This window comes from Pseudomonas putida (assembly GCF_028682455.1).
GTDB lineage: Bacteria > Pseudomonadota > Gammaproteobacteria > Pseudomonadales > Pseudomonadaceae > Aquipseudomonas > Aquipseudomonas putida_AA.
Map to the genome: position 1 here is coordinate 336,477 of NZ_JANHLD010000005.1, position 23,115 is coordinate 359,591.

General features: G+C 62.9%; 20 protein-coding genes. 16 read left to right on the top strand and 4 right to left on the bottom strand.

What is annotated here, in order from left to right; translation table 11 throughout:
- Positions 1–102 precede the first annotated feature (102 nt).
- Positions 103–888 (top strand): outer membrane protein OmpK, encoded by a 786-nt coding sequence (locus NPS58_RS28500; protein WP_274118525.1) that lies wholly within the window; start codon positions 103–105, stop codon positions 886–888.
- Between the two features lie 361 nt (positions 889–1,249).
- On the top strand, positions 1,250–2,038 hold the full coding sequence (locus NPS58_RS28505; protein ID WP_274118526.1) for an outer membrane protein OmpK: 789 nt from the start codon (positions 1,250–1,252) through the stop codon (positions 2,036–2,038).
- A gap of 64 nt (positions 2,039–2,102) precedes the next feature.
- Here NPS58_RS28505 and NPS58_RS28510 read toward each other — a convergent pair whose 3' ends face one another.
- Positions 2,103–3,011 carry a DUF808 domain-containing protein gene (locus NPS58_RS28510; protein WP_274118527.1) on the bottom strand — a complete coding sequence of 303 codons (909 nt, stop codon included), beginning with the start codon at positions 3,009–3,011 and terminating at the stop codon, positions 2,103–2,105.
- A 146-nt stretch (positions 3,012–3,157) separates the two neighbouring features.
- Here NPS58_RS28510 and NPS58_RS28515 point away from each other — a divergent pair, with 146 nt between their 5' ends.
- On the top strand, positions 3,158–3,766 hold the full coding sequence (locus tag NPS58_RS28515) for a TetR/AcrR family transcriptional regulator (RefSeq protein ID WP_274118528.1): 609 nt from the start codon (positions 3,158–3,160) through the stop codon (positions 3,764–3,766).
- Between the two features lie 54 nt (positions 3,767–3,820).
- Here the strand turns inward: NPS58_RS28515 and NPS58_RS28520 are convergent, their stop codons facing one another.
- Positions 3,821–4,261: a GlcG/HbpS family heme-binding protein gene (locus NPS58_RS28520; protein ID WP_274118529.1), complete on the bottom strand. Its 441-nt coding sequence runs from the start codon at positions 4,259–4,261 to the stop codon at positions 3,821–3,823.
- A gap of 256 nt (positions 4,262–4,517) precedes the next feature.
- On the opposite strand from NPS58_RS28520, the gene gcl reads away from it, so the two are divergent.
- The 12 genes from gcl (at position 4,518) to NPS58_RS28580 (ending at position 20,363) form a co-directional block, all read left to right on the top strand.
- Complete coding sequence (gene gcl / locus NPS58_RS28525) at positions 4,518–6,293, top strand: glyoxylate carboligase (RefSeq protein WP_274118530.1); 1,776 nt, start codon at positions 4,518–4,520, stop codon at positions 6,291–6,293.
- Between the two features lie 57 nt (positions 6,294–6,350).
- Entirely contained in the window at positions 6,351–7,133 is a 783-nt protein-coding gene (gene hyi, locus NPS58_RS28530) for a hydroxypyruvate isomerase (protein ID WP_274118531.1), read from the top strand.
- A 154-nt stretch (positions 7,134–7,287) separates the two neighbouring features.
- Positions 7,288–8,181: a 2-hydroxy-3-oxopropionate reductase gene (locus NPS58_RS28535; RefSeq protein WP_274118532.1), complete on the top strand. Its 894-nt coding sequence runs from the start codon at positions 7,288–7,290 to the stop codon at positions 8,179–8,181.
- A gap of 178 nt (positions 8,182–8,359) precedes the next feature.
- The gene (locus tag NPS58_RS28540) at positions 8,360–9,640 is read left to right on the top strand and encodes a glycerate kinase type-2 family protein (RefSeq protein ID WP_274118533.1); all 1,281 of its coding nucleotides are present in this window, start codon (positions 8,360–8,362) and stop codon (positions 9,638–9,640) included.
- Entirely contained in the window at positions 9,630–11,045 is a 1,416-nt protein-coding gene (pyk, locus tag NPS58_RS28545; RefSeq protein ID WP_274118534.1) for a pyruvate kinase, read from the top strand. The genes NPS58_RS28540 and pyk overlap by 11 nt, the downstream gene beginning before the upstream one ends.
- 139 nt (positions 11,046–11,184) lie before the next feature.
- Positions 11,185–12,072 carry an urea transporter gene (locus tag NPS58_RS28550; RefSeq protein WP_274118535.1) on the top strand — a complete coding sequence of 296 codons (888 nt, stop codon included), beginning with the start codon at positions 11,185–11,187 and terminating at the stop codon, positions 12,070–12,072.
- A gap of 44 nt (positions 12,073–12,116) precedes the next feature.
- Positions 12,117–12,941: an ion transporter gene (locus tag NPS58_RS28555; RefSeq protein ID WP_274118536.1), complete on the top strand. Its 825-nt coding sequence runs from the start codon at positions 12,117–12,119 to the stop codon at positions 12,939–12,941.
- Positions 12,942–13,034: 93 nt separating this feature from the next.
- Entirely contained in the window at positions 13,035–14,033 is a 999-nt protein-coding gene (locus tag NPS58_RS28560) for a sulfate ABC transporter substrate-binding protein (RefSeq protein ID WP_028945434.1), read from the top strand.
- Between the two features lie 121 nt (positions 14,034–14,154).
- On the top strand, positions 14,155–16,191 hold the full coding sequence (locus NPS58_RS28565) for a mechanosensitive ion channel family protein (RefSeq protein WP_425313164.1): 2,037 nt from the start codon (positions 14,155–14,157) through the stop codon (positions 16,189–16,191).
- 43 nt (positions 16,192–16,234) lie between these two features.
- Positions 16,235–16,621, top strand: a complete 387-nt coding sequence (locus NPS58_RS28570) for a DUF2946 domain-containing protein (RefSeq protein ID WP_274118537.1) — start codon at positions 16,235–16,237, stop codon at positions 16,619–16,621.
- Positions 16,622–16,720: 99 nt separating this feature from the next.
- Positions 16,721–18,889, top strand: coding sequence for a TonB-dependent receptor (locus NPS58_RS28575; protein WP_274118538.1), 2,169 nt, complete (start codon positions 16,721–16,723; stop codon positions 18,887–18,889).
- Between the two features lie 10 nt (positions 18,890–18,899).
- Positions 18,900–20,363: a PepSY domain-containing protein gene (locus tag NPS58_RS28580; protein WP_274118539.1), complete on the top strand. Its 1,464-nt coding sequence runs from the start codon at positions 18,900–18,902 to the stop codon at positions 20,361–20,363.
- 35 nt (positions 20,364–20,398) lie between these two features.
- On the opposite strand, the gene NPS58_RS28585 is transcribed toward NPS58_RS28580, so the two are convergent.
- Positions 20,399–21,346, bottom strand: coding sequence for a class I SAM-dependent methyltransferase (locus tag NPS58_RS28585; protein ID WP_274118540.1), 948 nt, complete (start codon positions 21,344–21,346; stop codon positions 20,399–20,401).
- A gap of 131 nt (positions 21,347–21,477) precedes the next feature.
- Here NPS58_RS28585 and NPS58_RS28590 point away from each other — a divergent pair, with 131 nt between their 5' ends.
- Positions 21,478–22,170 (top strand): alpha/beta hydrolase, encoded by a 693-nt coding sequence (locus NPS58_RS28590; protein WP_274118541.1) that lies wholly within the window; start codon positions 21,478–21,480, stop codon positions 22,168–22,170.
- Here NPS58_RS28590 and NPS58_RS28595 read toward each other — a convergent pair.
- Entirely contained in the window at positions 22,157–23,062 is a 906-nt protein-coding gene (locus NPS58_RS28595) for a DMT family transporter (protein WP_274118542.1), read from the bottom strand. The two genes, NPS58_RS28590 and NPS58_RS28595, sit on opposite strands and share 14 nt — an antisense overlap.
- Between the last annotated feature and the right edge of the window lie 53 nt (positions 23,063–23,115).

The window sequence follows — 23,115 nt, forward strand, 5'->3', positions numbered from 1 at the left end:
CCCGAGCAATACGCAGGACCGTCGACCCGTAGGAGCGGGTCGGCCGGGGCGCCTCGCGCCGAAAAACCCAAAACCAACAATAACAATGCCGGGAATCACAACATGAAAGGCATCACCACTTCCCTTCTGCTGGGCAGCAGTCTGCTGGCCGCTTTGCCAGCCACCGCAGGGGACTTGCTGCTCTGGCACACCAACAGCCTGACCTATCTCTACGGCAAGGACTTCCAGGTCAACCCTGCAATCCAGCAGACGGTGACCTTCGAACACGCCAACAAGTGGAAATACGGCGATACCTTCCTGTTCGTCGACAAGATCTTCTACAACGGCGGCACCGACCGAAACAAAGGCAGCAACACCTACTACGGCGAGTTCAGCCCCCGCCTGTCGTTCGGCAAGATCTTCGAGCGCAAATTCGAATTCGGCCCGATCAAGGACGTACTGGTCGCCATGACCTACGAGTCCGGCGAAGGCGACAACGAGGCCTACCTGATCGGCCCCGGCTTTGACCTGGCAATTCCCGGCTTCAACTACTTCACCCTCAACATCATGCAGCGCAACACCGAAGGCAGCCGCCCCGGCGATGGTGTCTGGCAGATTACCCCGACCTTTTCCTTTACCGTTCCCGTGGGCAGATCCGACATCCTCGTCGATGGCTACATGGACTGGGTGGTCGACAACGACGAAACCCGCCGCGGCACCTACCATGCCAACCTGCAGTTCAACCCACAGGTCAAATACGATCTGGGCAAGGCCCTGAATTTGGGCGCCAAGCAGTTGTACGTGGGCATCGAATACAGCTACTGGAAAGATAAATACGGCATCGAGAACAGTGGACGGCTCGATACCAACCAGAGTGTGACCAGTGCCCTGGTGAAGGTTCACTTCTAAAACCTGACCAAACGCACAGTTTTAGCCACACCCGCTCCATGACGGAGCACTTGAGGACCCGCGCGCAAGCCAGTAATCTGCGCGCCCCCTCGATAGGGCAGGACGGATTTCTGCCCGCGTTTGCTGACCGCTCAGTCAATGAATTCGGGCGGTTGGCAGGCGTGATGCCAACCTGATGTCCCTTTTTCAGCTGTTCAGAAAGACGTCGAGCAGGATTGTTGTGCCGTAACCGGAAAGTTGGCGCAGCTCTTGCCAATTAGCTGTGGCCAATCGAAAAAAACTGACTCGAAAGACAAGTATTAAACCAAACGGTGCCGCTCAGAGTACCGACAACAGATTCAATCAAGGGAGCAACACAGCGATGCGCATTACCAATAGCCTGATTCTCGCCGGCGGCCTGCTGGCGGCCAGTACCGCCGCCACCGCCGGCGACCTGCTGCAATGGCAGAACAACAGCCTGACCTATCTGTGGGGCAAGAACTTTGCCGTCAACCCGCAAATCCAGCAGACCGTGACGTTCGAGCACGCCGACGCCTGGAAGTACGGCGACAACTTCATCTTCGTCGACAAGATCTTCTATAACGGTGACAAGGACTTCAACAACGGTCCGAACACCTACTATGGCGAGATTCAACCGCGCTTGTCGTTCGGCAAGATCTTCGACCAGAAGCTGGAGTTCGGCCCGATCAAGGACGTGCTGCTGGCCATGACCTACGAGTTTGGCGAGGGCGATACCGAGTCTTACCTGATCGGTCCTGGTTTCGACCTGGCAATCCCGGGCTTCGATTACTTCCAGCTGAACTTCTACCAGCGCAACACCGAAGGCAGCCGTGCCGGTGACAACGTCTGGCAGATCACCCCGGTATGGTCCTACACCATCCCTGTGGGCAAATCCGACATTCTCATCGATGGCTTCATGGACTGGGTCGTCGATAACGATGCCACCAGCCGCCGTGGCACCTACCACGCCAACCTGCACTTCAACCCACAGGTCAAGTACGACCTGGGCAAGGCCCTGAACTGGGGCGAGAAGCAGCTGTACGTCGGTTTCGAATACGACTACTGGAAGAACAAGTACGGCATCAAGGACAGCGACGCCTTCGATACCGACCAGAACACTGCAAGCTTCCTCGTGAAAGTGCACTTCTGATGAAATCACGGGGCAAGCCCACTCCTCCCCCACCGGTAGGAGCGGGCTTGCCCCGCGATCAATCTCAACCCTTCACAGCCCGCCAGAGCTTGCCAACAACGGCGACCACGGCGAGCACCGTCGCCCCGGCCACAATCCCCACCCCGCCATTGAGCAACGCCCCCATCCATACCCCGCCCCGCCCTTCGCTGAAGGCTTCGATTGCGTGATGCAGCGGCGCCACGCCGTGCACCAGAATCCCGCCACCGACCAGGAACATCGCTGCAGTACCGATCACCGACAGGCTTTTCATCATGTAGGGCGCCGCCTGCAGAATGCCATTGCCCAGCGCCTGGGCTGCACGGGAGGCTTTCTGGGTCAGCCACAGGCCCAGGTCGTCGAGCTTGACGATGCCCGCCACCAGGCCATACACCCCGATGGTCATGACAATAGCGATACCCGACAACACGATGATCTGCTGGGTCAGCGGTGCACCGGCGACCGCGCCCAGGGTGATGGCGATGATCTCTGCCGACAGAATGAAGTCGGTGCGAATTGCTCCCTTGATCTTGGTCTGCTCGAAGGCCACCAGGTCGACCGCAGGATCGGCGAGGGCTTCGGTCCTGGCTTGATGCTCGGCGTGGTCTTCAGCCTTGCTGTGAAGGAACTTGTGGGCGAGTTTTTCAAATCCCTCGAAACACAGGAAGGCACCGCCGATCATCAACAGCGGCGTCACCGCCCAGGGGATGAAGGCGCTGATCAGCAGCGCCGCCGGCACCAGGATCAGCTTATTGACGAACGAGCCCTTGGCCACCGCCCAGACCACTGGAATTTCCCGCTCGGCCCGCACTCCGGTGACCTGCTGGGCATTGAGCGCCAGGTCGTCACCCAGCACCCCCGCGGTCTTTTTCGCCGCGACCTTGGTCATCACCGAGACATCGTCCAATACCGTGGCGATATCGTCGATCAATACCAGAAGACTGCTTCCTGCCATGTTTGCCTGATTCCAGCGGGTTAAGAGGTACTCAGCATAGCCCAAAGTCGCCACCTTGAGCCCTTTGCGAACGCGGTGCTACCATGCGCAACCGCCCTTTCAGGCCCGGTGCCGCTTGCGGCCCGACACGAGGAACAGCGTCAACCATGAGCAGCATTCGCGAGCGCAACAAAGAACTGATCCTGCGCGCGGCCAGCGAGGAATTTGCCGACAAGGGCTTTGCCGCCACCAAGACCAGCGACATCGCGGCCAAGGCCGGGCTGCCCAAGCCCAACGTCTACTACTACTTCAAATCCAAGGAAAACCTCTACCGCGAGGTCCTGGAAAGCATCATCGAACCGATCATGCAGGCGTCCACACCGTTCAACGCCGACGGTGATGCCAAAGAGGTGTTGAGCGCGTACATACGCTCCAAGGTGCGTATCTCCCGCGACCTGCCGTTTGCGTCCAAGGTATTTGCCAGCGAGATCATGCACGGTGCGCCGCACCTGAGCCCGAGCCAGGTCGAACAGCTCAACGAACAGGCCCGGCACAACATCGAATGTATCCAGGGCTGGATCGACCGCGGGCAGATCGCTCCCATCGACCCGCACCACCTGATGTTCAGCATCTGGGCCGCTACCCAGACCTACGCCGATTTCGACTGGCAGATCTCGGTGGTCACCGGCAAGGCCAAGCTGGAAGACAGCGACTACGAGGCGGCGGCGCAGACCATCATCCGCCTGGTGCTCAAAGGGTGTGAACCCGACGCCTGAAACCTGTGTAGGAACGGCGGGGCAAGTCGAGACGTCGCACCGCCGCTCCTGCCGTCAGGCTGCTACGCCGGCATCTGCCGTCAATCCCGCCTCTTCGATCGCACTGATCGCGCACTGCTCGTCGATATCCGAGGTATCGCCACTGATACCGATCGCCCCCACCACTACGCCCTGCTGATTGCGGATCAGCACGCCACCCGGCGCCGGCACCACCGGGCTCTGCCCCAGGCCATTGAGCGCGGCGAAGAACGCCGGGCGCTGCTGCGCGTCCAGCGCCAGCAGGCGCGAGCCCTTGCCCAGGGCAATTGCACCCCAGGCCTTGCCCATCGCCACTTGCGGACGCAGCAGGCTGGCACCGTCTTCGCGCTGCAGTGCCAACAGGTGGCCGCCGTTGTCCAGTACCGCGACGGTCAGGGGAGCGGAGTTGATCTTGCGGCCCGCCACCAGCGCGGCGTTCACCAGGCTGACGGCGACTTTCAAGGTCAATGCGTTCATGGAAAGGTCCTCTTGTTGTTAGGAGCCCGAGGGCAGGTGTAAAAATCAATAGAACAAATAGAACACAATGGCGAATATTTTTGTATACAATATTTTCAACGCGATAACCCAATTCGGACGAAAAGCCTTTTTTGCGGGCTTCCCGACGAAAGCACCCATCGCCGATGAAAATGGATTGACCAGAGTCGCCTGCCGTGAATACACTCTGACGAAAAGCCATTTGTATACAATTACAAAATCAAAGAGGCACAAAACCATGAGCAAAATGAGAGCAATTGATGCAGCCGTTCTGGTGATGCGCCGCGAAGGTGTTGAAACCGCGTTTGGTATTCCGGGTGCTGCAATCAACCCGCTGTACTCGGCACTGAAGAAAGTCGGCGGTATCGATCACGTCCTCGCTCGTCACGTTGAAGGCGCCTCGCACATGGCCGAGGGCTACACCCGCACCAAGGCCGGCAACATCGGCGTGTGCATCGGCACCTCCGGCCCTGCCGGTACCGACATGGTCACCGGTCTGTACAGCGCCTCCGCCGACTCCATCCCGATCCTGTGCATCACCGGCCAAGCGCCGCGTGCCCGCATGCACAAGGAAGATTTCCAGGCCGTCGACATCACCAGCATCGTCAAGCCCGTGACCAAGTGGGCGACCACCGTTCTGGAACCAGGCCAAGTGCCCTACGCGTTCCAGAAAGCTTTCTATGAAATGCGCTCCGGCCGTCCGGGCCCCGTGTTGATCGACCTGCCGTTCGACGTGCAGATGGCCGAGATCGAATTCGACATCGACGCCTACCAGCCACTGCCGGTGCAAAAGCCTGCCGCCAACCGCGTCCAGGTCGAGAAAGCCCTGGCCATGCTCGACACCGCCGAGCGTCCGCTGCTGGTCGCCGGTGGCGGCATCATCAACGCCGACGCCTGCGACAAGCTGGTTGAATTCGCTGAACTGACCGGCATCCCGGTGATCCCGACCCTGATGGGCTGGGGCATCATCCCTGACGATCACCCGCTGATGGTCGGCATGGTCGGTCTGCAGACCTCGCACCGCTACGGCAACGCCACCATGCTCAAGTCCGACGTGGTGCTGGGTATCGGTAACCGCTGGGCCAACCGCCACACCGGCTCCGTCGACGTCTACACCGAAGGCCGTCGCTTCATCCACGTCGATATCGAACCGACCCAGATCGGCCGCGTGTTCACCCCGGACCTGGGTATCGTGTCCGACGCTGGCGCCGCCCTGGACGTATTCCTGGAAGTGGCCCGCGAGTGGAAAGCCGCCGGCAAGCTCAAGGACCGCAGCGCCTGGCTGGAAGACTGCCAGCAGCGCAAGTCGAGCCTGCAGCGCAAGACCCACTTCGACAACGTGCCGGTCAAGCCACAGCGCGTTTACCAGGAAATGAACCAGGTGTTCGGCAAAGACACCTGCTACGTCAGCACCATCGGTCTGTCGCAGATCGCCGGCGCCCAGTTCCTGCACGTGTACAAGCCTCGCCACTGGATCAACTGCGGCCAGGCCGGCCCGTTGGGCTGGACCATCCCTGCGGCCCTGGGCGTGGTCAAGGCCGACCCGACCCGCAAGGTCGTTGCACTGTCGGGCGACTATGACTTCCAGTTCATGATCGAAGAGCTGGCGGTAGGTGCGCAGTTCAACCTGCCGTACGTTCACGTCCTGGTGAACAACTCCTACCTGGGTCTGATCCGCCAGGCACAGCGTGGCTTCGAGATGGACTACTGTGTGCAGCTGGCGTTCGAGAACGTCAACGCACCGGAACTCAACGGCTATGGCGTCGATCACGTTGCCGTGGTCGAAGGCCTGGGCTGCAAGGCCCTGCGCGTGACCGAGCCAGGCGAAATCGCCCCGGCCCTGCTCAAGGCGCAGAAGCTGGCTGAAGAGTTCAAGGTACCGGTAGTGGTCGAGGTTATCCTCGAGCGTGTGACCAACATTTCCATGGGCACCGAAATCAACGCGGTCAACGAATTCGAAGACCTGGCGCTGGTCGGCGACGACGCGCCAACCGCGATTTCCCTGCTCGACTGATCGCTTGGGCGGCCCTGCTGCGTGACGCGCAGGGCCCACTTTTGCAAGGAGACATCCATGCCACGTTTTGCCGCCAACCTGTCCATGCTGTTCACCGAGCAGGACTTCCTCGCCCGTTTCAAGGCTGCCGCCGATGCAGGCTTCAGCGGTGTCGAATATCTGTTCCCGTACGACTTCAGCTCGGCTGAAATCAAGCAGCAACTCGATGCCCACGGCCTGACCCAGGTGCTGTTCAACCTGCCGGCCGGCGACTGGGCCAAGGGTGATCGTGGTATCGCCTGCGATCCGGCCCGCGTCGAGCAGTTCCGCGCAGGCGTGGACCTGGCCATCGCCTACGCCAAGGTACTGGGCAACACCCAGGTCAACTGCCTGGCCGGTATCCGCCCACAAGGTCCGGACTGCGCCACCGTGCGCAAGACCTTCGTCGACAACCTGAAGTTCGCTGCCGATAAACTGGAAGCCGCCGGGATCAAGCTGGTCATGGAAATGATCAACACCCGCGACATCCCCGGTTTCTACCTGAACACCACCAAGCAGGCCCTGGAAATCCAGGCCGAGGTCGGCAGCAGCAACCTGTTCCTGCAGTACGACATCTACCACATGCAAATCATGGAGGGCGACCTGGCCCGTACCATGGAAAGCAACCTGGCCAAGATCAACCACATCCAACTGGCCGACAACCCGGGCCGCAACGAGCCGGGTACCGGCGAGATCAACTACCGCTTCCTCTTCGAACACCTGGACCGCATCGGCTACCAGGGATGGGTGGGCTGTGAATACAAGCCGCTGACCACCACCGAAGCTGGCCTTGGCTGGTTGAAATCGCACAACGCAATCTGATCCGCCGACGGCCTCGTCGCCCCCATTGCGGGAGCTGGCTTGCCAGCGAAGAGGCCCTCACTGACACACCCATTCGTTCCTATCGCTGGCAAGCCAGCTCCCACGGGGGCCAGGCCAACCAGCCGAGATTGAATAATTACAAGAGGCTTTTCTCATGGCTAAAATCGGATTTATCGGCACCGGCATCATGGGCCACCCAATGGCGCAGAACCTGCAAAAAGCCGGTCACAGCCTGTTCCTGTCCAGTCACCACGATGCTGCCCCGGCCGACCTGGTCGCCGCTGGCGCCGTAGCCCTGGCGAACCCGAAAGAAGTCGCCCAGGAAGCTGAATTCATCATCGTCATGGTGCCCGATACCCCACAGGTGGACTCGGTACTGTTCGGCGAGAACGGCGTGGCCCTGGGCGTTGGCCCGAACAAGGTAGTGATCGACATGAGCTCGATCTCCCCTACCGCCACCAAAGCCTTCGCCGAGAAAATCAAGGCCACCGGCGCCACCTACCTGGACGCTCCGGTATCCGGCGGTGAAGTCGGCGCCAAGGCTGCGACCCTGAGCATCATGGTCGGCGGCTGCCCAAACGCCTTCGAACGCGCCCTGCCGCTGTTCCAGGCCATGGGCAAGAACATCACCCGCGTCGGTGGCAGCGGCGACGGCCAGACCGCCAAGGTCGCCAACCAGATCATCGTTGCCCTGAACATCCAGGCAGTGGCCGAAGCCCTGCTGTTCGCCGCCAAGAACGGCGCCGACCCTGCCAAGGTGCGTGAAGCACTGATGGGCGGCTTCGCTTCTTCCAAGATCCTGGAAGTACACGGCGAGCGCATGATCAAAGGCACCTTCGACCCAGGCTTTCGCATCAGCCTGCACCAGAAGGACCTGAACCTGGCCCTGCAAGGCGCCAAGGAGCTGAACATCAACCTGCCCAACACCGCCAACGCCCAGCAAGTGTTCAGCACCTGCGCGGCCATCGGTGGCGCCAACTGGGACCACTCCGCGCTGATCAAGGGCCTTGAGCACATGGCCAACTTCTCGATCCGCGAAGAGAAATAAGCAGCAAGCTGCAAGCTGCTCGCTTCAAGCTGCAAGAAAGAGCGGGCTGTACATCGATCTGCTTTGTCTTGCAGCTTGCAGCTTGAAACTTGTCGCCCAAGCGCCCTTGGATATGCCTGCACGGAGGCGAGTCCCGGGGCGCTGTCGATTTTGAAGAACAATAAGATTGGAGCCTGCCATGTCGGTCGATCCGCAACACTTTCTGCGCGAGCTGTTCGCCACGGCCATCGATGCCGCACACCCTCGCCAGGTCCTTGAAGCCCACCTGCCCAGCGACCGCAGCGGTCGCGTCATTGTCATCGGCGCCGGCAAGGCCGCAGCCGCCATGGCCGAAGTGGTCGAGCGCAACTGGCAAGGCCCGGTTTCCGGCCTGGTGGTAACGCGCTACGGCCACGGCGCCAGCTGCTCCAAGATCGAAGTGGTCGAAGCCGCCCACCCGGTACCGGATGCCGCAGGCCTGGCCGTGGCCAAGCGCGTACTGGAGATGGTCAGCGACCTTAGCGCCGACGACCGGGTGATCTTCCTGCTCTCCGGCGGCGGCTCTGCCCTGCTGGCCCTGCCTGCCGAAGGCCTGACCCTGGCCGACAAGCAACAGATCAACAAAGCGCTGCTCAAGTCCGGCGCCACCATCGGCGAGATGAACTGCGTGCGCAAGCACCTCTCGGCGATCAAGGGCGGCCGCCTGGCCAAGGCCTGCTGGCCGGCCACCGTCTATACCTACGCGATTTCCGATGTGCCGGGCGACCTCGCAACCGTGATCGCCTCAGGCCCCACCGTGGCCGACCCGAGCACCTCGGCCGAAGCCCTGGCGATCCTCAAGCGCTACAACATCGAAGCACCGGCCGCCGTGACCGCCTGGCTGAACAACCCGGCCTCCGAGACCGTCAAGGCCGATGATCCGGCATTGGCACGCAGCCACTTCCAACTGATCGCCCGCCCGCAGCAGTCGCTGGAAGCGGCAGCGGTCAAGGCCCGCCAGGCTGGCTTCAGCCCGCTGATCCTCGGCGACCTGGAAGGTGAATCGCGGGAAGTGGCCAAAGTGCACGCCGGTATCGCCCGGCAGATCGTGCTGCACGGCCAGCCGCTGTCGCCGCCCTGCGTGATCCTCTCCGGTGGCGAGACCACCGTGACCGTGCGCGGCAATGGCCGTGGCGGACGCAACGCCGAGTTCCTCCTGAGCCTGACCGAAAGCCTCAAGGGCCTGCCCGGCGTCTACGCCCTGGCCGGTGACACCGACGGCATCGATGGCTCCGAAGACAACGCCGGCGCCCTGATGACCCCACAGAGCTACGCACGCGCCGCGGCCCTGGGCCTGTCGGCCAGCGACGAGCTGGACAACAACAACGGCTATGGCTACTTCGCCGCTCTCGATGCCTTGATCGTCACCGAGCCGACGCGGACCAACGTCAACGATTTTCGCGCCATTCTGATCCTTGAGAGTGCCAACCATGACGCCTGACAAAAAAGTCAAAATCCTCGCTACCCTCGGTCCTGCCATCAAGGGTGTCGACGACATCCGCCAGCTGGTCGAAGCCGGGGTGAACATCTTTCGCCTCAACTTCAGCCACGGCGAACACGAAGACCACGCCCTGCGCTACCAGTGGATCCGCGAGGTAGAGAGCCAGCTCAACTACCCGCTGGGCATCCTCATGGACCTGCAGGGCCCCAAGCTGCGCGTTGGCCGCTTTGCCGACGGCAAGGTACAACTGCAGCGCGGCCAGGCCCTGCGCCTGGACCTGGACACCACCCCGGGAACACTCTCGCGGGTCAACCTGCCGCACCCTGAAATCATCGCAGCGCTGGAGCCTGGCATGGACCTGCTGCTCGATGACGGCAAGCTGCGCCTGCGAGTCACCGCCAAGCACGCCGATGCCATCGAGACCGAAGTGCTCAACGGTGGCGAGCTGTCGGACCGCAAGGGTGTAAACGTGCCACAGGCCGTTCTGGACTTGAGCCCGCTGACTGCCAAGGACCGCCGCGACCTGACCTTCGGCCTGGAACTGGGTGTGGACTGGGTGGCGCTGTCGTTCGTGCAGCGCCCGGAAGACATCGTCGAAGCGCGCCAACTGATCGGCGACCGCGCTTACCTGATGGCCAAGATCGAGAAGCCTTCGGCAGTCACCCAGTTGCGCGCCATCGCAGAGCTGAGCGACGCCATCATGGTTGCCCGTGGCGACCTGGGCGTGGAAGTGCCGGCCGAAAGCGTGCCGCAAATCCAGAAGAGCATCATCAACACCTGCCGCGAACTGGGCAAACCCGTGGTGGTGGCCACCCAGATGCTGGAGTCGATGCGCTTCTCCCCGGCCCCGACCCGCGCCGAAGTCACCGACGTGGCCAACGCCGTGGCAGAAGGTGCCGACGCGGTGATGCTGTCGGCCGAGACTGCCTCGGGCGACTACCCACTCGAAGCGGTGCAGATGATGAGCAAGATCATCCGCCAGGTCGAGAACGGCCCGGACTACCAGGCCCAACTGGACGTCGGTCGTCCCAAGGCCGAAGCGACCGTATCGGACGCCATCAGCTGCGCGATCCGTCGCATCAGCGGCATCCTGCCGGTGGCGGTGCTGGTCAACTACAGCGAGTCGGGCGCCTCGACCCTGCGCGCTGCCCGCGAGCGTCCACGGGCGCCGATTCTCAACCTGACCCCCAACCTGTCCACGGCTCGTCGCCTGAGCGTGGCCTGGGGTGTGCACTCGGTGGTCAACGACCGCCTGCGCCAGGTGGATGAAATCTGCTCCACGGCGCTGGAAATCGCCCAGGCCCAAGGCATGGCCAGTCGTGGCGACACCCTGTTGATCACTGCCGGTGTGCCTTTTGGCAAGCCCGGATCGACTAACACGCTGCGGATCGAAACACTGATCTAAGGGTCGAGCCTCATCGCGGGGCAAGCCCGCTCCTACCCGCAGGAGCTGGCTTGCCCCGCGATGAATCCGCAAAAAATCCACGTGGGAAAACCCGGCCCGACAGAGGCCCGCCCACTCCACATCAACCCAGACTGCCCCCATGTACACCAAGAATTTCGTCAACCCGTGCCCCGACTGGGCCACGGCCTTGCTCAATGGCTTCAGCCAGGTCCTGCTGCAGCGCAGCCCGCTGTGCGGCCTGCTCTGCCTGCTGGCCATCACCCTGACCGCTCCCGACCTGGTGGGCGGCGCCTTGCTGGGTGCCCTCGCCGGGCTGCTCACGGCCCAGCGCCGTGGCTACAACCGCACCGACCGGCAGGCCGGCCTGTACAGCTACAACGGCGTGCTGATCGGTCTGCTGCTCAGCTATGCCCTGCCCTGGTCGGCCATCCTGCCGCCGCTGATCATCGCCGCCGGCGGCCTGAGCAGCATGCTCGTGCATCAGTGGCTCAAGCGTGCCAGCTCCAACCTGCTGCTGCCGGCCTACACCGCGCCCTTCGTGCTGATCGGCTGGGCCGTGCTGCTGCTCAGCGAACCAGCCGCCAGCACCGCGCCCCCCGTGGAGCACAATGCGCTCTATGCACTGGCACGCGGCCTGGGCCAGATCTTCCTGCTCGACAACCCCCTGGCGGGCCTGTTGATCGCCATCGGCCTGGTGATCGCCAACCGCTATGCCGCTGCCTGGGCGTTGCTCGGCGCGGCACTGGGCGGCAGCGTCGCCCTGCTCGGTGGCGAAGCGAGTGCCGCCTATGCCGGCCTCTACGGTTTCAACGCCGCGCTCGCTGCCCTTGCCTTCAGCCAGACCCGCAAGCAACCCTGGTTGCCTCTGCTGGCGATGATCCTGGCCATCGTCCTGCAACCGGTGGTTGCGCATTTGCCGGTCCCGGGGCTTACCGCACCGTTCATCCTGGCCTGTTGGCTGGTGCTGATCGGCCAGCGCCTGAGCCGCCAGCCACTGGCCCGTCGTGCCGGCCGCTTGCATAGCTGAAAGGCTGCCCCTAGGCTCAGCTCCATCGTGTAATGGAGCTGAGCATGGATACCCCCTTGAGCTGGCGTGAGCGGCTCTACGTCATTGTGTTTCAAACCGACACTGTCGCTGGCCGGCGCTTCGACAGCATCCTGCTGCTGATCATCCTCGCCAGCCTGATCACCGTGGTGCTCGACAGCATCGATGAAGTCCACCAGAACTACGCCGGCTTGCTGGCCGGTATCGAGTGGGGCTTCACCGCCATCTTCCTGGCCGAGTATGTGGTGCGCCTGTACTGCTCGCCCAAACCCTTGCGCTATGCCTTCAGTTTTTATGGCCTGGTCGACCTGCTGGCAATCGTGCCGGGGATCATCGCCCTGTACTACAGCGACGCCCAGTACCTGTTGATCATCCGGGTGATCCGGATGCTGCGCATCTTTCGCGTGCTCAAACTCAGCCCCTACCTCAAGCAGGCGCACTACCTGCTCTCGGCACTGAGGGGCAGCAAGCAAAAGATCATTGTTTTCCTGGTCAGCGTATCGACCCTGGTGACGGTGTTCGGCACCTTGATGTATGTGGTCGAAGGCCCCGAGCATGGCTTTACCAGTATTCCCAAGGGGATCTACTGGGCCATCGTCACCCTGACGACCGTGGGCTTTGGCGATATCGTGCCCAGGACGCCGCTGGGCCAGGTGATATCGTCGCTGGTGATGATCACTGGTTACTCGATCATCGCCGTGCCCACCGGTATCTTCACCGCCGAACTGGCCAATGCCATGCGCGGTGAACAGCTGCAGCACGACTGCCCGGTGTGCCGCAAGAACCACCATGAACATGGGGCGGCCTTCTGCTCCCGTTGTGGCAATGCATTGTTTAAGAAAATGGAATAAGCACAGTACTTTTTAATCTTTTAGCGCCTAAAGCCGAACCGCTATAGTCGCTGGCAAAATGCCTTAAACGCCAATTCGAACAAGGAATGCGCAGTGAAAAAACTCTTCAGTGCCTCGCTTCTGGCCGCGGGCCTCGCCCTGAGCAACCTGGCCCATGCAGCGCCGCCGCTGCTCAACGTCTCCTACGATGTGATGCGCGACTTCTACAAGGACTACAACGCCGCCTTCCAGAAGCACTGGGAAGCCGAGCACAAAGAGAAGCTCACTGTGCAGATGTCGTTCGGTGGTTCGAGCAAGCAGGCGCGCTCGGTCATCGACGGCCTGCCGGCCGACGTCATCACCATGAACATGGCCACCGACATCAATGCCCTGGCCGACAACGGCAAGCTGGTCCCCGACAACTGGGTAACCCGCCTGCCGAACAACAGTGCGCCGTTCACCTCGGCCACCGTATTCATCGTGCGCAAGGGCAACCCCAAGGCCCTCAAAGACTGGCCCGACCTGCTCAAGGACGGCGTCCAGGTCATCGTGCCCAACCCCAAGACCTCGGGTAATGGCCGCTACACCTACCTCTCGGCCTGGGGCTACGTGCTGAAGAACGGCGGTGACGAAAACAAGGCCAAGGATTTTGTCGGCAAGCTGTTCAAGCAGGCGCCTGTGCTCGACACCGGCGGCCGCGCCGCCACCACCACCTTCATGACCAACCAGATTGGCGATGTGCTGGTGACCTTCGAGAACGAAGCCGAGATGATCGCCCGGGAATTCGGCCGTGATCAGTTCGAAGTGATCTACCCAAGCGTCTCGGCCGAAGCCGAGCCACCGGTGACCGTGGTCGACAAAGTGGTGGACAAGAAAGGCACCCGCGCCACTGCCGAGGCCTACCTGAAGTACCTGTGGTCGCCAGAGGCCCAGGAAATCGCCGCCAACAACTACCTGCGCCCGCGTGACGCAACGGTGCTGGCCAAATACACCGACCGCTTCCCGAAAGTCGACTTCCTCTCGGTAGAGAAGACCTTCGGTGACTGGCGCACCGTGCAGAAGACCCACTTCAATGATGGCGGTGTGTTCGACCAGATCTACACAGGCCAGTAATCAAGGCCTCTTCGCGGGGCAAGCCCGCTCCACAATGGGAGCGGGCTTGCCCCGCGATTGCTTTTCCATCGATCGGTTCATTGACTACCCTTTCCGTCATCCACGGCTCAAGGAGTACCCAGTGATCCGATCTTTCCTCGCCCTGCTGCTCGGCGCCTTTCTGAGCCTCCAGCTGGCGATCGCCGCACCGCTTTTGCCCAAGACCGACAAATCGACAGAGCCCGCTGAACCAGTGGTCCAGGGGGGCCTGCTCGGCGCGATTGCCGATGGCCTGGATGATGTCAGCCAGGAACTGGATGTCGACAACCACCTGATCGATAACTGGCGCCTGCGCGCCGATCGCGCCGCCGATGAAGTCGACGAACTTGTCAGCAAGCCGTCAGGGCTGAGTTCACTGGAACTGTGGCGCGATTTCGCGGTACTCACCGTCACCTGGCTGATTGCCTTTGTCCTGCTCACCCACCTGGGCCGCATGCTCGCGCGAACCTGCAGCCAGTCGCGCCTGCTGCGCGACCGACCGCGCCCCATCCAGGTGGTCAAGTACCTGCTGGCCTATACCCTGCCTGCGCTGGCCAGCCTGATCGTCACCCTGTACGTCAGCCACTTCCTGGCCATCTCGGCCGGACGCGCCCTGGGCATGAGCCTGGCCTATGCCACCAGCAGCGGTACGTTTTCAACCTCGATCATTCTCTGCCTGATTACCCTGTTCGACACCGGGCACAAGCGCGCGGCGGTGCGCATCATTCGCCGCCTGGCGCCACGCCCACTGTTTCTGATCGGCTTTCTGGCGGCCTGGAGTGACGCACTCACCAGCCCGCAGATCGCCCGGCAACTGGGCGGCAACATCACCAGCAGCGTCGCCGCCGTCACCGGCCTTCTGGCCACCCTGGCGTTCGCGGTACTGGTGCTCAAGCTGCGCCGTCCGGTAGCCCACCTGATCCGCAACCGCGCCTTGCCCGAGCGCCTGGAGCATCGCGCGGTCCAGGAAACCCTGCGGATTTTCTCGGCGCTGTGGTTCCTGCCGATTCTGATGATGATCCTGGTCTCGGCCATCCACCTGGTCGGCGCCGGCGAAGAAAGCCAGCGCGCCCTGCAAAAGGCCCTGCTGACCTCGATCCTGCTGATCGGCACGGTGTTTCTCAGCACCGTCCTGCAGCGCATGTTCAAACACCAGGAACCGGACGCCCGGCAACGCCTGCGGCCCTACAAGGAACTGCTGCGCAACCTGGCCTATGCACTGCTGCGCATTGCCATGGCCGTGGCCTTCATCGAGCTGCTGGGGCGCATATGGGGCTTCTCGGTACTCGATTTCGCCCTGCGCAACAGCCTGGGCCGTGCCATCAGCGACTCGTTGAGCAGCATCGGCCTGATCCTGCTGGTGACCTGGCTGCTGTGGGTAGTGATCGACACCGCCATCCAGGAAGCGCTCAAGCCCACGGTCGGCCGCCGTGCCTCGCGCCAGCCCAGCACCCGGGTGCGAACCATCCTGCCGATGCTGCGCAACGCCATCAAGATCATCCTGGTGGTGATCTGCACCATCACCACCATGGCCAACCTGGGTATCAACGTCGCCCCGCTGCTGGCCGGTGCCGGGGTGGTGGGCCTGGCCATCGGCTTCGGCTCCCAGCAACTGGTGCAGGATGTCATCACCGGGTTGTTCATCCTCATCGAAGACACCATCGCCATCGGCGACTGGGTGGTGCTCGACTCCGGCCATGCCGGCACGGTGGAAAGCCTGACCATCCGCACCCTGCGCCTGCGCGACGGCAAGGGCTTCGTACACTCGGTGCCGTTCGGCCAGATCAAGGCCGTCACCAACCAGTCGCGACAGTTTGCCTACGCGTTTTTCTCGGTGCAGTTCAGCTACGCCACCAATGTCGACAGCGCCTTGAAGCTGATCCGCGAAGTCGGCCACTCGATCAGCGAAGACCCCATGCTGCGCCACAGCCTGCAAGGGCCGCTGCAGGTGTTCGGGGTCGACAGCATGAACCTCAACGGCATCACCCTCACCGCGCAGTTCCGCACCAGCTCCGGCGGCCAGTACGCAGTCAACCGGGCCTTCAACGAGCGCCTGAAAAAGCGCGTGGACGAAACCGATGACGTCAGCTTCGCCCAGTACTACCCCGCCCCGCCCGGACGGGCCGAAGGGCCGACCTGATTGATCTTTCTAGCCCCCTGACATCGGTGATAAAGTCGCGCCCATGAAACCCACCCTTGCCCACCGCCCGCTGATTGCCTGGACCCTGTATTTCTGCGTCCTGTTCAATCTGTTCGCCTGCGGTATCGGTCATGGGCAGATGATGGGCCTCAAGCTCAACGGCATCGGTGGCGCCTTCTGCTCGGCCATGGGTACCGCCGGGCCAACGCTCAAGAGCGACTTCGGCGACCAGTCGGTCGCCGGCTGGGACAGCCTGCAGACCTGCCCGGTATGCGCTGGCGCCGTGGTCTGCCTGGGCCTGGTGCTGGTCATCGGCTGGCTGCTGGCTGCCGCCCGAACCCGCCGTTATCACCGTGAGCTGCGCAGCAAGGCACCACCGCGCTATTGCTGGCCCGCCGCCAATCCCCGCGCCTCTCCCTTGCTGGCTTGAACCGACCGACAGCCCCGATGGCTGCCTGTAACCGGCCCTGTTGCCGCACCTGACTGTCAGGTGCCGCGGGCTGCTGGCTCAATTTCCAGAGTTCGACCCATGCCCTACTCCTATCGCCTTTCCGGATGCGCGGCGCTGCTCTGCGCGCTGTCCTTCAACGCCTCGGCCGAGGCCCAACTGACCCTGCCTGACGTGCGCATCGAAGGCCGCGCCGACAGCGAAGACGGCGTGCTGCTCGACACCCCTTCGCAAACCGGCTCGCGCCTGGGCCTGACCCCACGGGAAACCCCGGCCTCGGTGAACATCGTCAACCGCCAGCAGCTCGAACAGCGCGGCGCCCAGACTACCCAGGACGCGCTCAACGGCGTGCCCGGCATGACCGCCGCCTCACCGCCAGGCTCGGCAGGCTCGGTGGCCTACCGGGGCTTTTCCGGGGCGCAGATCACCCAGCTGTTCAACGGCATCAGCGTGCAGTACGACTCGATTGCCGCACGCCCGGTAGACAGCTGGATCTACGACCGAGTCGAAGCCATCGGCGGGCCATCGAGCTTTCTGTTCGGCGCCGGTGCCGTGGGCGGCTCGATCAACTACATCACCAAGCTCGCCAGCCGCGACGAAAACTTCAACGAGGGGCGCATCAAGTACGGCTCCTATGACAGCAGCGAAACCTCGTTCGGCTTCAACCATGCGCTGAACGAGGGCGACGGCATTCGCAACTACGCACGCCTGGACTTCAGCCACACCCACAGCAATGGCTACGTCGATCGCGAGAAACGCGATGCCTGGAGCGTGGCGTTCTCGCTGCTCACCGACATCAACGACCAGCTTTCCCATACCCTGGCCCTGGAGTACCAGAACGAGTCCGTCGACAGCCCCTACTGGGGCAGCCCGGTGCTCAACCCGCTGGGTGGCGAAATGGAGGTCGATGAAAGCCGGCGCTTCGAGAACTACAACGTCGAAGATGGCCGCTACGAACAACGGGTGCGCTGGCTGCGCTCGATCACCGAGTACCGTTTCAACGACGACACCTCGGTGCGCAATACCCTCTACCACTACAACACCGAGCGCAACTTCCGAAACCTTGAAACCTACGCCTACACCGCCGACAACAGCCATGTGAACCGCTCCAACGCCTTGCTGCAGCGCCACGACCAGGAGCTCAACGGCAACCGCTTCGAGCTGCTGCACCAGGGCCAGCTATTGGGCATGAACAGCCAGTGGTCCGCCGGGCTGGACTACAGCCACAACGTGCAGATGAACTACCCGCGCTCGGTCACCGGAGTGTTCGACAGCATCGACCCTGCGCACTTCGACCCCGGTCATTTCTATGACCTCGACGGCATGGTCCCGGGCTACCAGAAAAACCGCCAGAACACCGTGGACACCTGGGCAGCGTTTGTGGAAAACCGCCTGCAACTGACCGAGCGCCTGTCGCTGCTTACCGGCCTTCGCTACGACCATATCGACCTGGAGGTGCACAACTACCGTACCGTCGATGCCAACAACCCGCTGGATTTCAAGCAGACCTACGAACCCACCACCGGGCGTGTCGGCCTGGTCTACCAACTGACCCCGGCCGCCAATGTCTACGTGCAGTACAGCACCGCCGCCGACCCGCCCGCCGGTATCCTCACCACCGCCACCTTCGCCCAGGTGCGCGACTTTGACTTGAGCACCGGCAAGCAGGTCGAGGTGGGCAGCAAGTTCGACTTTCTCGACGGCCGTGGCGCCGCCACCGTCGCCGCCTACCACATCGAGCGCAAGAACCTGGCCACCGCCGACCCGGCCAACCCCGGTTTCACCCAGCCGGTAGGCAAGCAATCGTCGCGGGGCGTCGAGGTGGCAGCTTCCCTGCACGTCACCCCGCAGCTGCTGGCCGAGGGCAACGTCGCCTACGTCGATGCCCAGTACGACGAGTTCAATGAGAACGTCGCTGGCACCAGTGTGTCGCGCAAGGGCAATACCCCGACCAACATCCCCGAGCGGGTCGCCAACCTGTGGTTGACCTACGACATCGACCCCAACTGGCAGGTGGGTGGCGACAGCCGCTATGTGTCCTCGGTGTACGCCGATGCGGCCAACACCCGTCATGCGCCGTCGTACACGATCTTCGGGGCCTTTGTCGGCTACAAGCTCGATGCCGACACCCGCATCACCGCCCGGGTGCGCAACCTGACCGATGAAGTCTACGCCCGCTGGACCAGCGCCAGCATGCTCTACCTGGGTGCCCCGCGTACCCTGGAGCTGGCCGTGCAGACGCGCTTCTAGGACGGCCTCGATGAAACGCTACCTGTACCTGTGGCACCGCTGGCTGGGCATCGGCCTGTGCCTGTTCATGGCCCTGTGGTTTTTCTCGGGCGTGGTCATGCTGTACGTGGGCTACCCCAAGCTGACGCCCCGCGAGCACCTGGCCCACCTGCCGGTGCTGAACCTGCAGGGTTGCTGTATCAACCTGCGCAGCGCCCTGGCTGCCGCCGACCCGAAGCAGGCACCGTCGAGCATCCGCTTGAACACGGTGGCAGGTGCGCCGCGCTACCTGCTCGGCTACAGCGGCGGTACCAACGTGGCGGTAGATGCCCGCAGCGGGCAGCGCCTTGGCCCAATCGGTCGCGACCAGGCGCTGGCCAGCGCGCATCAATATGATCCGCAGGCAACCGCGCGCTATCGCGGAGTGGTGGATGAAGACCTGTGGACGCATTCACGGGCACTGGATGCCGACCGTCCGTTGCAGCGCGTGCAGCTCAATGATGCCGATGGCACCCTGCTCTACGTCTCCGGCCACACCGGCGAAGTGGTGCGCGATGCCAGCGCGGTGGAGCGTGGCTGGAACCTGGTCGGCGCCTGGCTGCACTGGCTATACCCGCTACGCGGCATCGGCCTGGACGGGCTGTGGAGCAACCTGGTGATCTACTTGTCGCTGGGCGCCACGCTCATGGCACTGCTGGGCGCGGTGATCGGTGTGCTGCGCTGGCGCATGCGCAGGCCCTACCGCAGCGGCTCGCGCTCGCCCTACCGGGGCTTCGCCCGCTGGCACCATATCGGTGGGCTGCTATTCGGGGTACTGGCGATCACCTGGATCTTCAGCGGCCTGATGTCGATGAACCCGTGGCGGGTGTTCAGTAGCGATACACCCCTGAATACCTCGGCCTATCAAGGCGGGGCGCTCGATGCCGAAGCCTTCCCGGTGTCTGCACAGCAGGCGCTGGCACGTTTTGCCGATGAAGGCTTTGTGGTGCGGGAACTGGAGTGGCGATTGGTTGGTGGTACGGGATACCTGGTAGGCCATGACCGTGGCGGCCGGACCCGGCTGCTGGTCGACGGACAGGTGCTCGATCGCCTCCCGAAGGAAGTGCTGGAGCGTGCTGCCCAGGCGGTCCTGCCCACGGTCAGGATGCACAGCGAACAGCTCGACGCCTACGACTTCTACTACTACGCACGGGCCGAACAAAGCATGCTCGGCCACCTGGACAAACGCTTGCCGGTAGTACGGGTACGGTTTGATGACCCGCAGCACAGCTGGTTGCACCTGGACCTGTACACCGGCGAACTGCTGGGGGTAATGGACCAGCCCAAGCGTGCATCGCGCTGGCTGTTTGCATTGCTGCACAGCTGGGACTGGTTGCCGTTGCTGGAACGGCGACCGCTCTGGGATGCCTGGATGGTGGCGCTCAGCGTGGGTGGGCTGGTGATCAGTGTCAGCGGTATGGTGCTGGGCTGGCGACGCTTGCGCCATCGCAGGTAGAAGCCGGCTTTTGCCCCGCGATCGTGCCAGGGATGCTACATCGCATCGCGGGGCAAGCCCGCGCCTACGAACACCATCGCCTTGAGCCCGCCCGCCGGATCGATGTCCGCAAATTCCGGCGGGTTGGCCAGGCGCTCCACGAACGTCAGGGCCGGCGCTTCTTCGGCCATGCCATCAAGCAAGAACTCAAGCCCGATGCCCGGATCGTTCACACACGCCAGCACGGTCCCCCCTTCACTCAACAGCTCCGGCAAACGGCGCAGGATCTTGCGGTAATCCTGGGTCAACACGAAGCTGCCCTTCTGGAAGGTCGGCGGGTCGATGATGATCAGGTCATAAGGCCCGCTTTTGCGCACCTTGCCCCACGACTTGAACAGCTCATGGCCGAGAAAGCTCACGCGCGACAGGTCATGAGCGTTATGCCGGTGGTTGTCCCGGCCTCGGCTCAGGGCCGAACGCGCCATGTCCAGGTTGACCACGTGCTCGGCACCACCGGCAATCGCCGCAACGGAAAACCCGCAGGTGTAGGCAAACAGGTTCAGCAACCGCTTGCCCGCCGCATGCTCGCGCACCCAGCGCCGGCCATAGCGCATGTCGAGGAACAGGCCGGTGTTCTGCTTGACCCCCAGGTCCAGCTGGTAGCGAAGGCCATCCTCGTCGATCAGCCAGTGCTCGCTGGGCGTGCCCAGCAACCAGTGGCCCGGGCTGTCGGGCAGGTAGCGGTGCTGGATCAGCATCGCCTGTCCGGTCCAGCACGGCGCCTCGGCCAGTGCCAGCAGCATCTGCTCCAGCGCCTGCAACTGCCCCTCGGGCGGTTCGCGAAACAGCGACACCAACAGCACGCCCTGCAACCAGTCGACGGTGATCTGCTCGAGCCCCGGCCAGCACCGGCCGCGGCCATGGAACAGCCGGCGGGTTTCTGCAGGCGCCGGGTCGAGGGCGGCGAGCAGGTGGTGCTGGAGGGTATCGATCACAGAGGTCATGGGCAGTTTCAATGGCGTAAAGCGGGCTATTCTACCTTGCCCGTCGGCTGCCGGCAGAACCTTCGCCAGGCATCGCAGCCAGGAAAATGCGCCTAAACTACCACTCCCATTACTTGTGACGGACACCGATCATGAGCGAAAAACCTTCCATTGTTCTGGTCCACGGCTTCTGGGGCGGCGCCGCCCACTGGAGCAAGGTCATCCTCGAATTGTCACGCCTGGGGTACCACGACTTGCACGCCGTGGAAATGCCCCTCACCTCGCTTGCCGACGATGCCGAACGCACGCGCAAGATGGTCGCGTCCATTCCCGGCAAGGTGCTGCTGGTCGGTCACTCCTATGGCGGTGCGGTCATTACCCAGATGGGCAACCAGCCCAACGTCGCAGGCCTGGTGTACATCGCCGCTTTCGCCCCCGACGATGGCGAAAGCCCAGGCGGCATTACCGGCAAGAACCCGCCTGAAGCGGCGGCCAACCTGCAACCGGACACCGATGGCTACCTGTGGATCAAGCCCGACAAACTTCACGAGAGCTTCTGCCAAGACCTGAGCAAGGATGAAGGGCTGGTCATGAGCGTGACCCAGAAGGCGCCGCTGGCCAGCACCTTCGGCGATACCATCAGCAACCCGGCGTGGAAGCACAAGCCTTGCTGGTACCAGCTCTCGACTCACGACCGGATGATTCACCCGGACAACCAGGCATTCATGGCCGAGCGCATGAAGCCCCAAGAAACGCTCAGCCTGAACGCCAGCCATGCTTCACTGGCCTCCAGGGCGGCCGAAGTGGCTGCCCTGATCGACCGCGCGGCACTCAGTCTGGCTTGACCGCAACCGCCTTGGCCGCTGGCTTGAACCACCAGCCCTGCTGCATCCCGGCCGCTGCCAGCAGGATCGCCCCCACCCCCAGCCATTGCAGGGGTTCAAGACGATGGCCAAAGGCGAACCAGTCGACGAAGATCGCCGCGATCGGGTAGATGAACGACAAGGCTCCGGTCAAGGCGGTCGGCAGTTTCTGGATCGCGCCGTAGAGCAGCACATACATCACCCCGGTGTGGACGATCCCCAGCGTGATCAGCGAACCCAGCGCGCCGGCGTCGCTGGGCAGGCCCGAAGTATTGGCCCAGGGCGCCAGCAGCAAGATGCCGGTGCACACCTGGATCAACGCGATCAGGTGCGGCGGCGTACCACTCAGGCGCTTGATGATCAGCGCTGCCACGGCGTACAGGAACGCTGCGCCCAGGGCCAGGCCGATCCCCAGCAAATAATCACTGCCACTGCCGCCCTGACTGCCGTGGGCACTGACAATCGCCAGCATGCCGAGGAACGACAGCGCCAGCCAGAACAGCTTCTGCAGCGTGATCTTCTCGCCCAGGAACACCGCCGCCAGCCCCACCAGCATGAACGGCTGGACGTTGTAGACGGCCGTGCCGATGGCAATCGAGGCGCGGGAATACGAAGCGAACAACAACACCCAGTTACCTACTATCGCCACCCCGCTGAGCACCGCCAAGGTGAAGGTGACACGGGTCAGGATGCCCGGCTTGAGAAAGCCCATGGCCAGGCAGATCAACAGCAAGGTGCCGGCGCCGAACACGCAGCGCCAGAACACTACATCCAGCACCGGCTGCCCGGACACCAGCACAAACCAGCCAATGGTCCCCGAAATCAGCATCGCGGCGACCATCTCGAACGACCCACGGCGTATTGAACTGTCCATACCCACCTCCTCGACGATGGGCAAATTATGACCAATGCGCCGGGGGCGTCTCC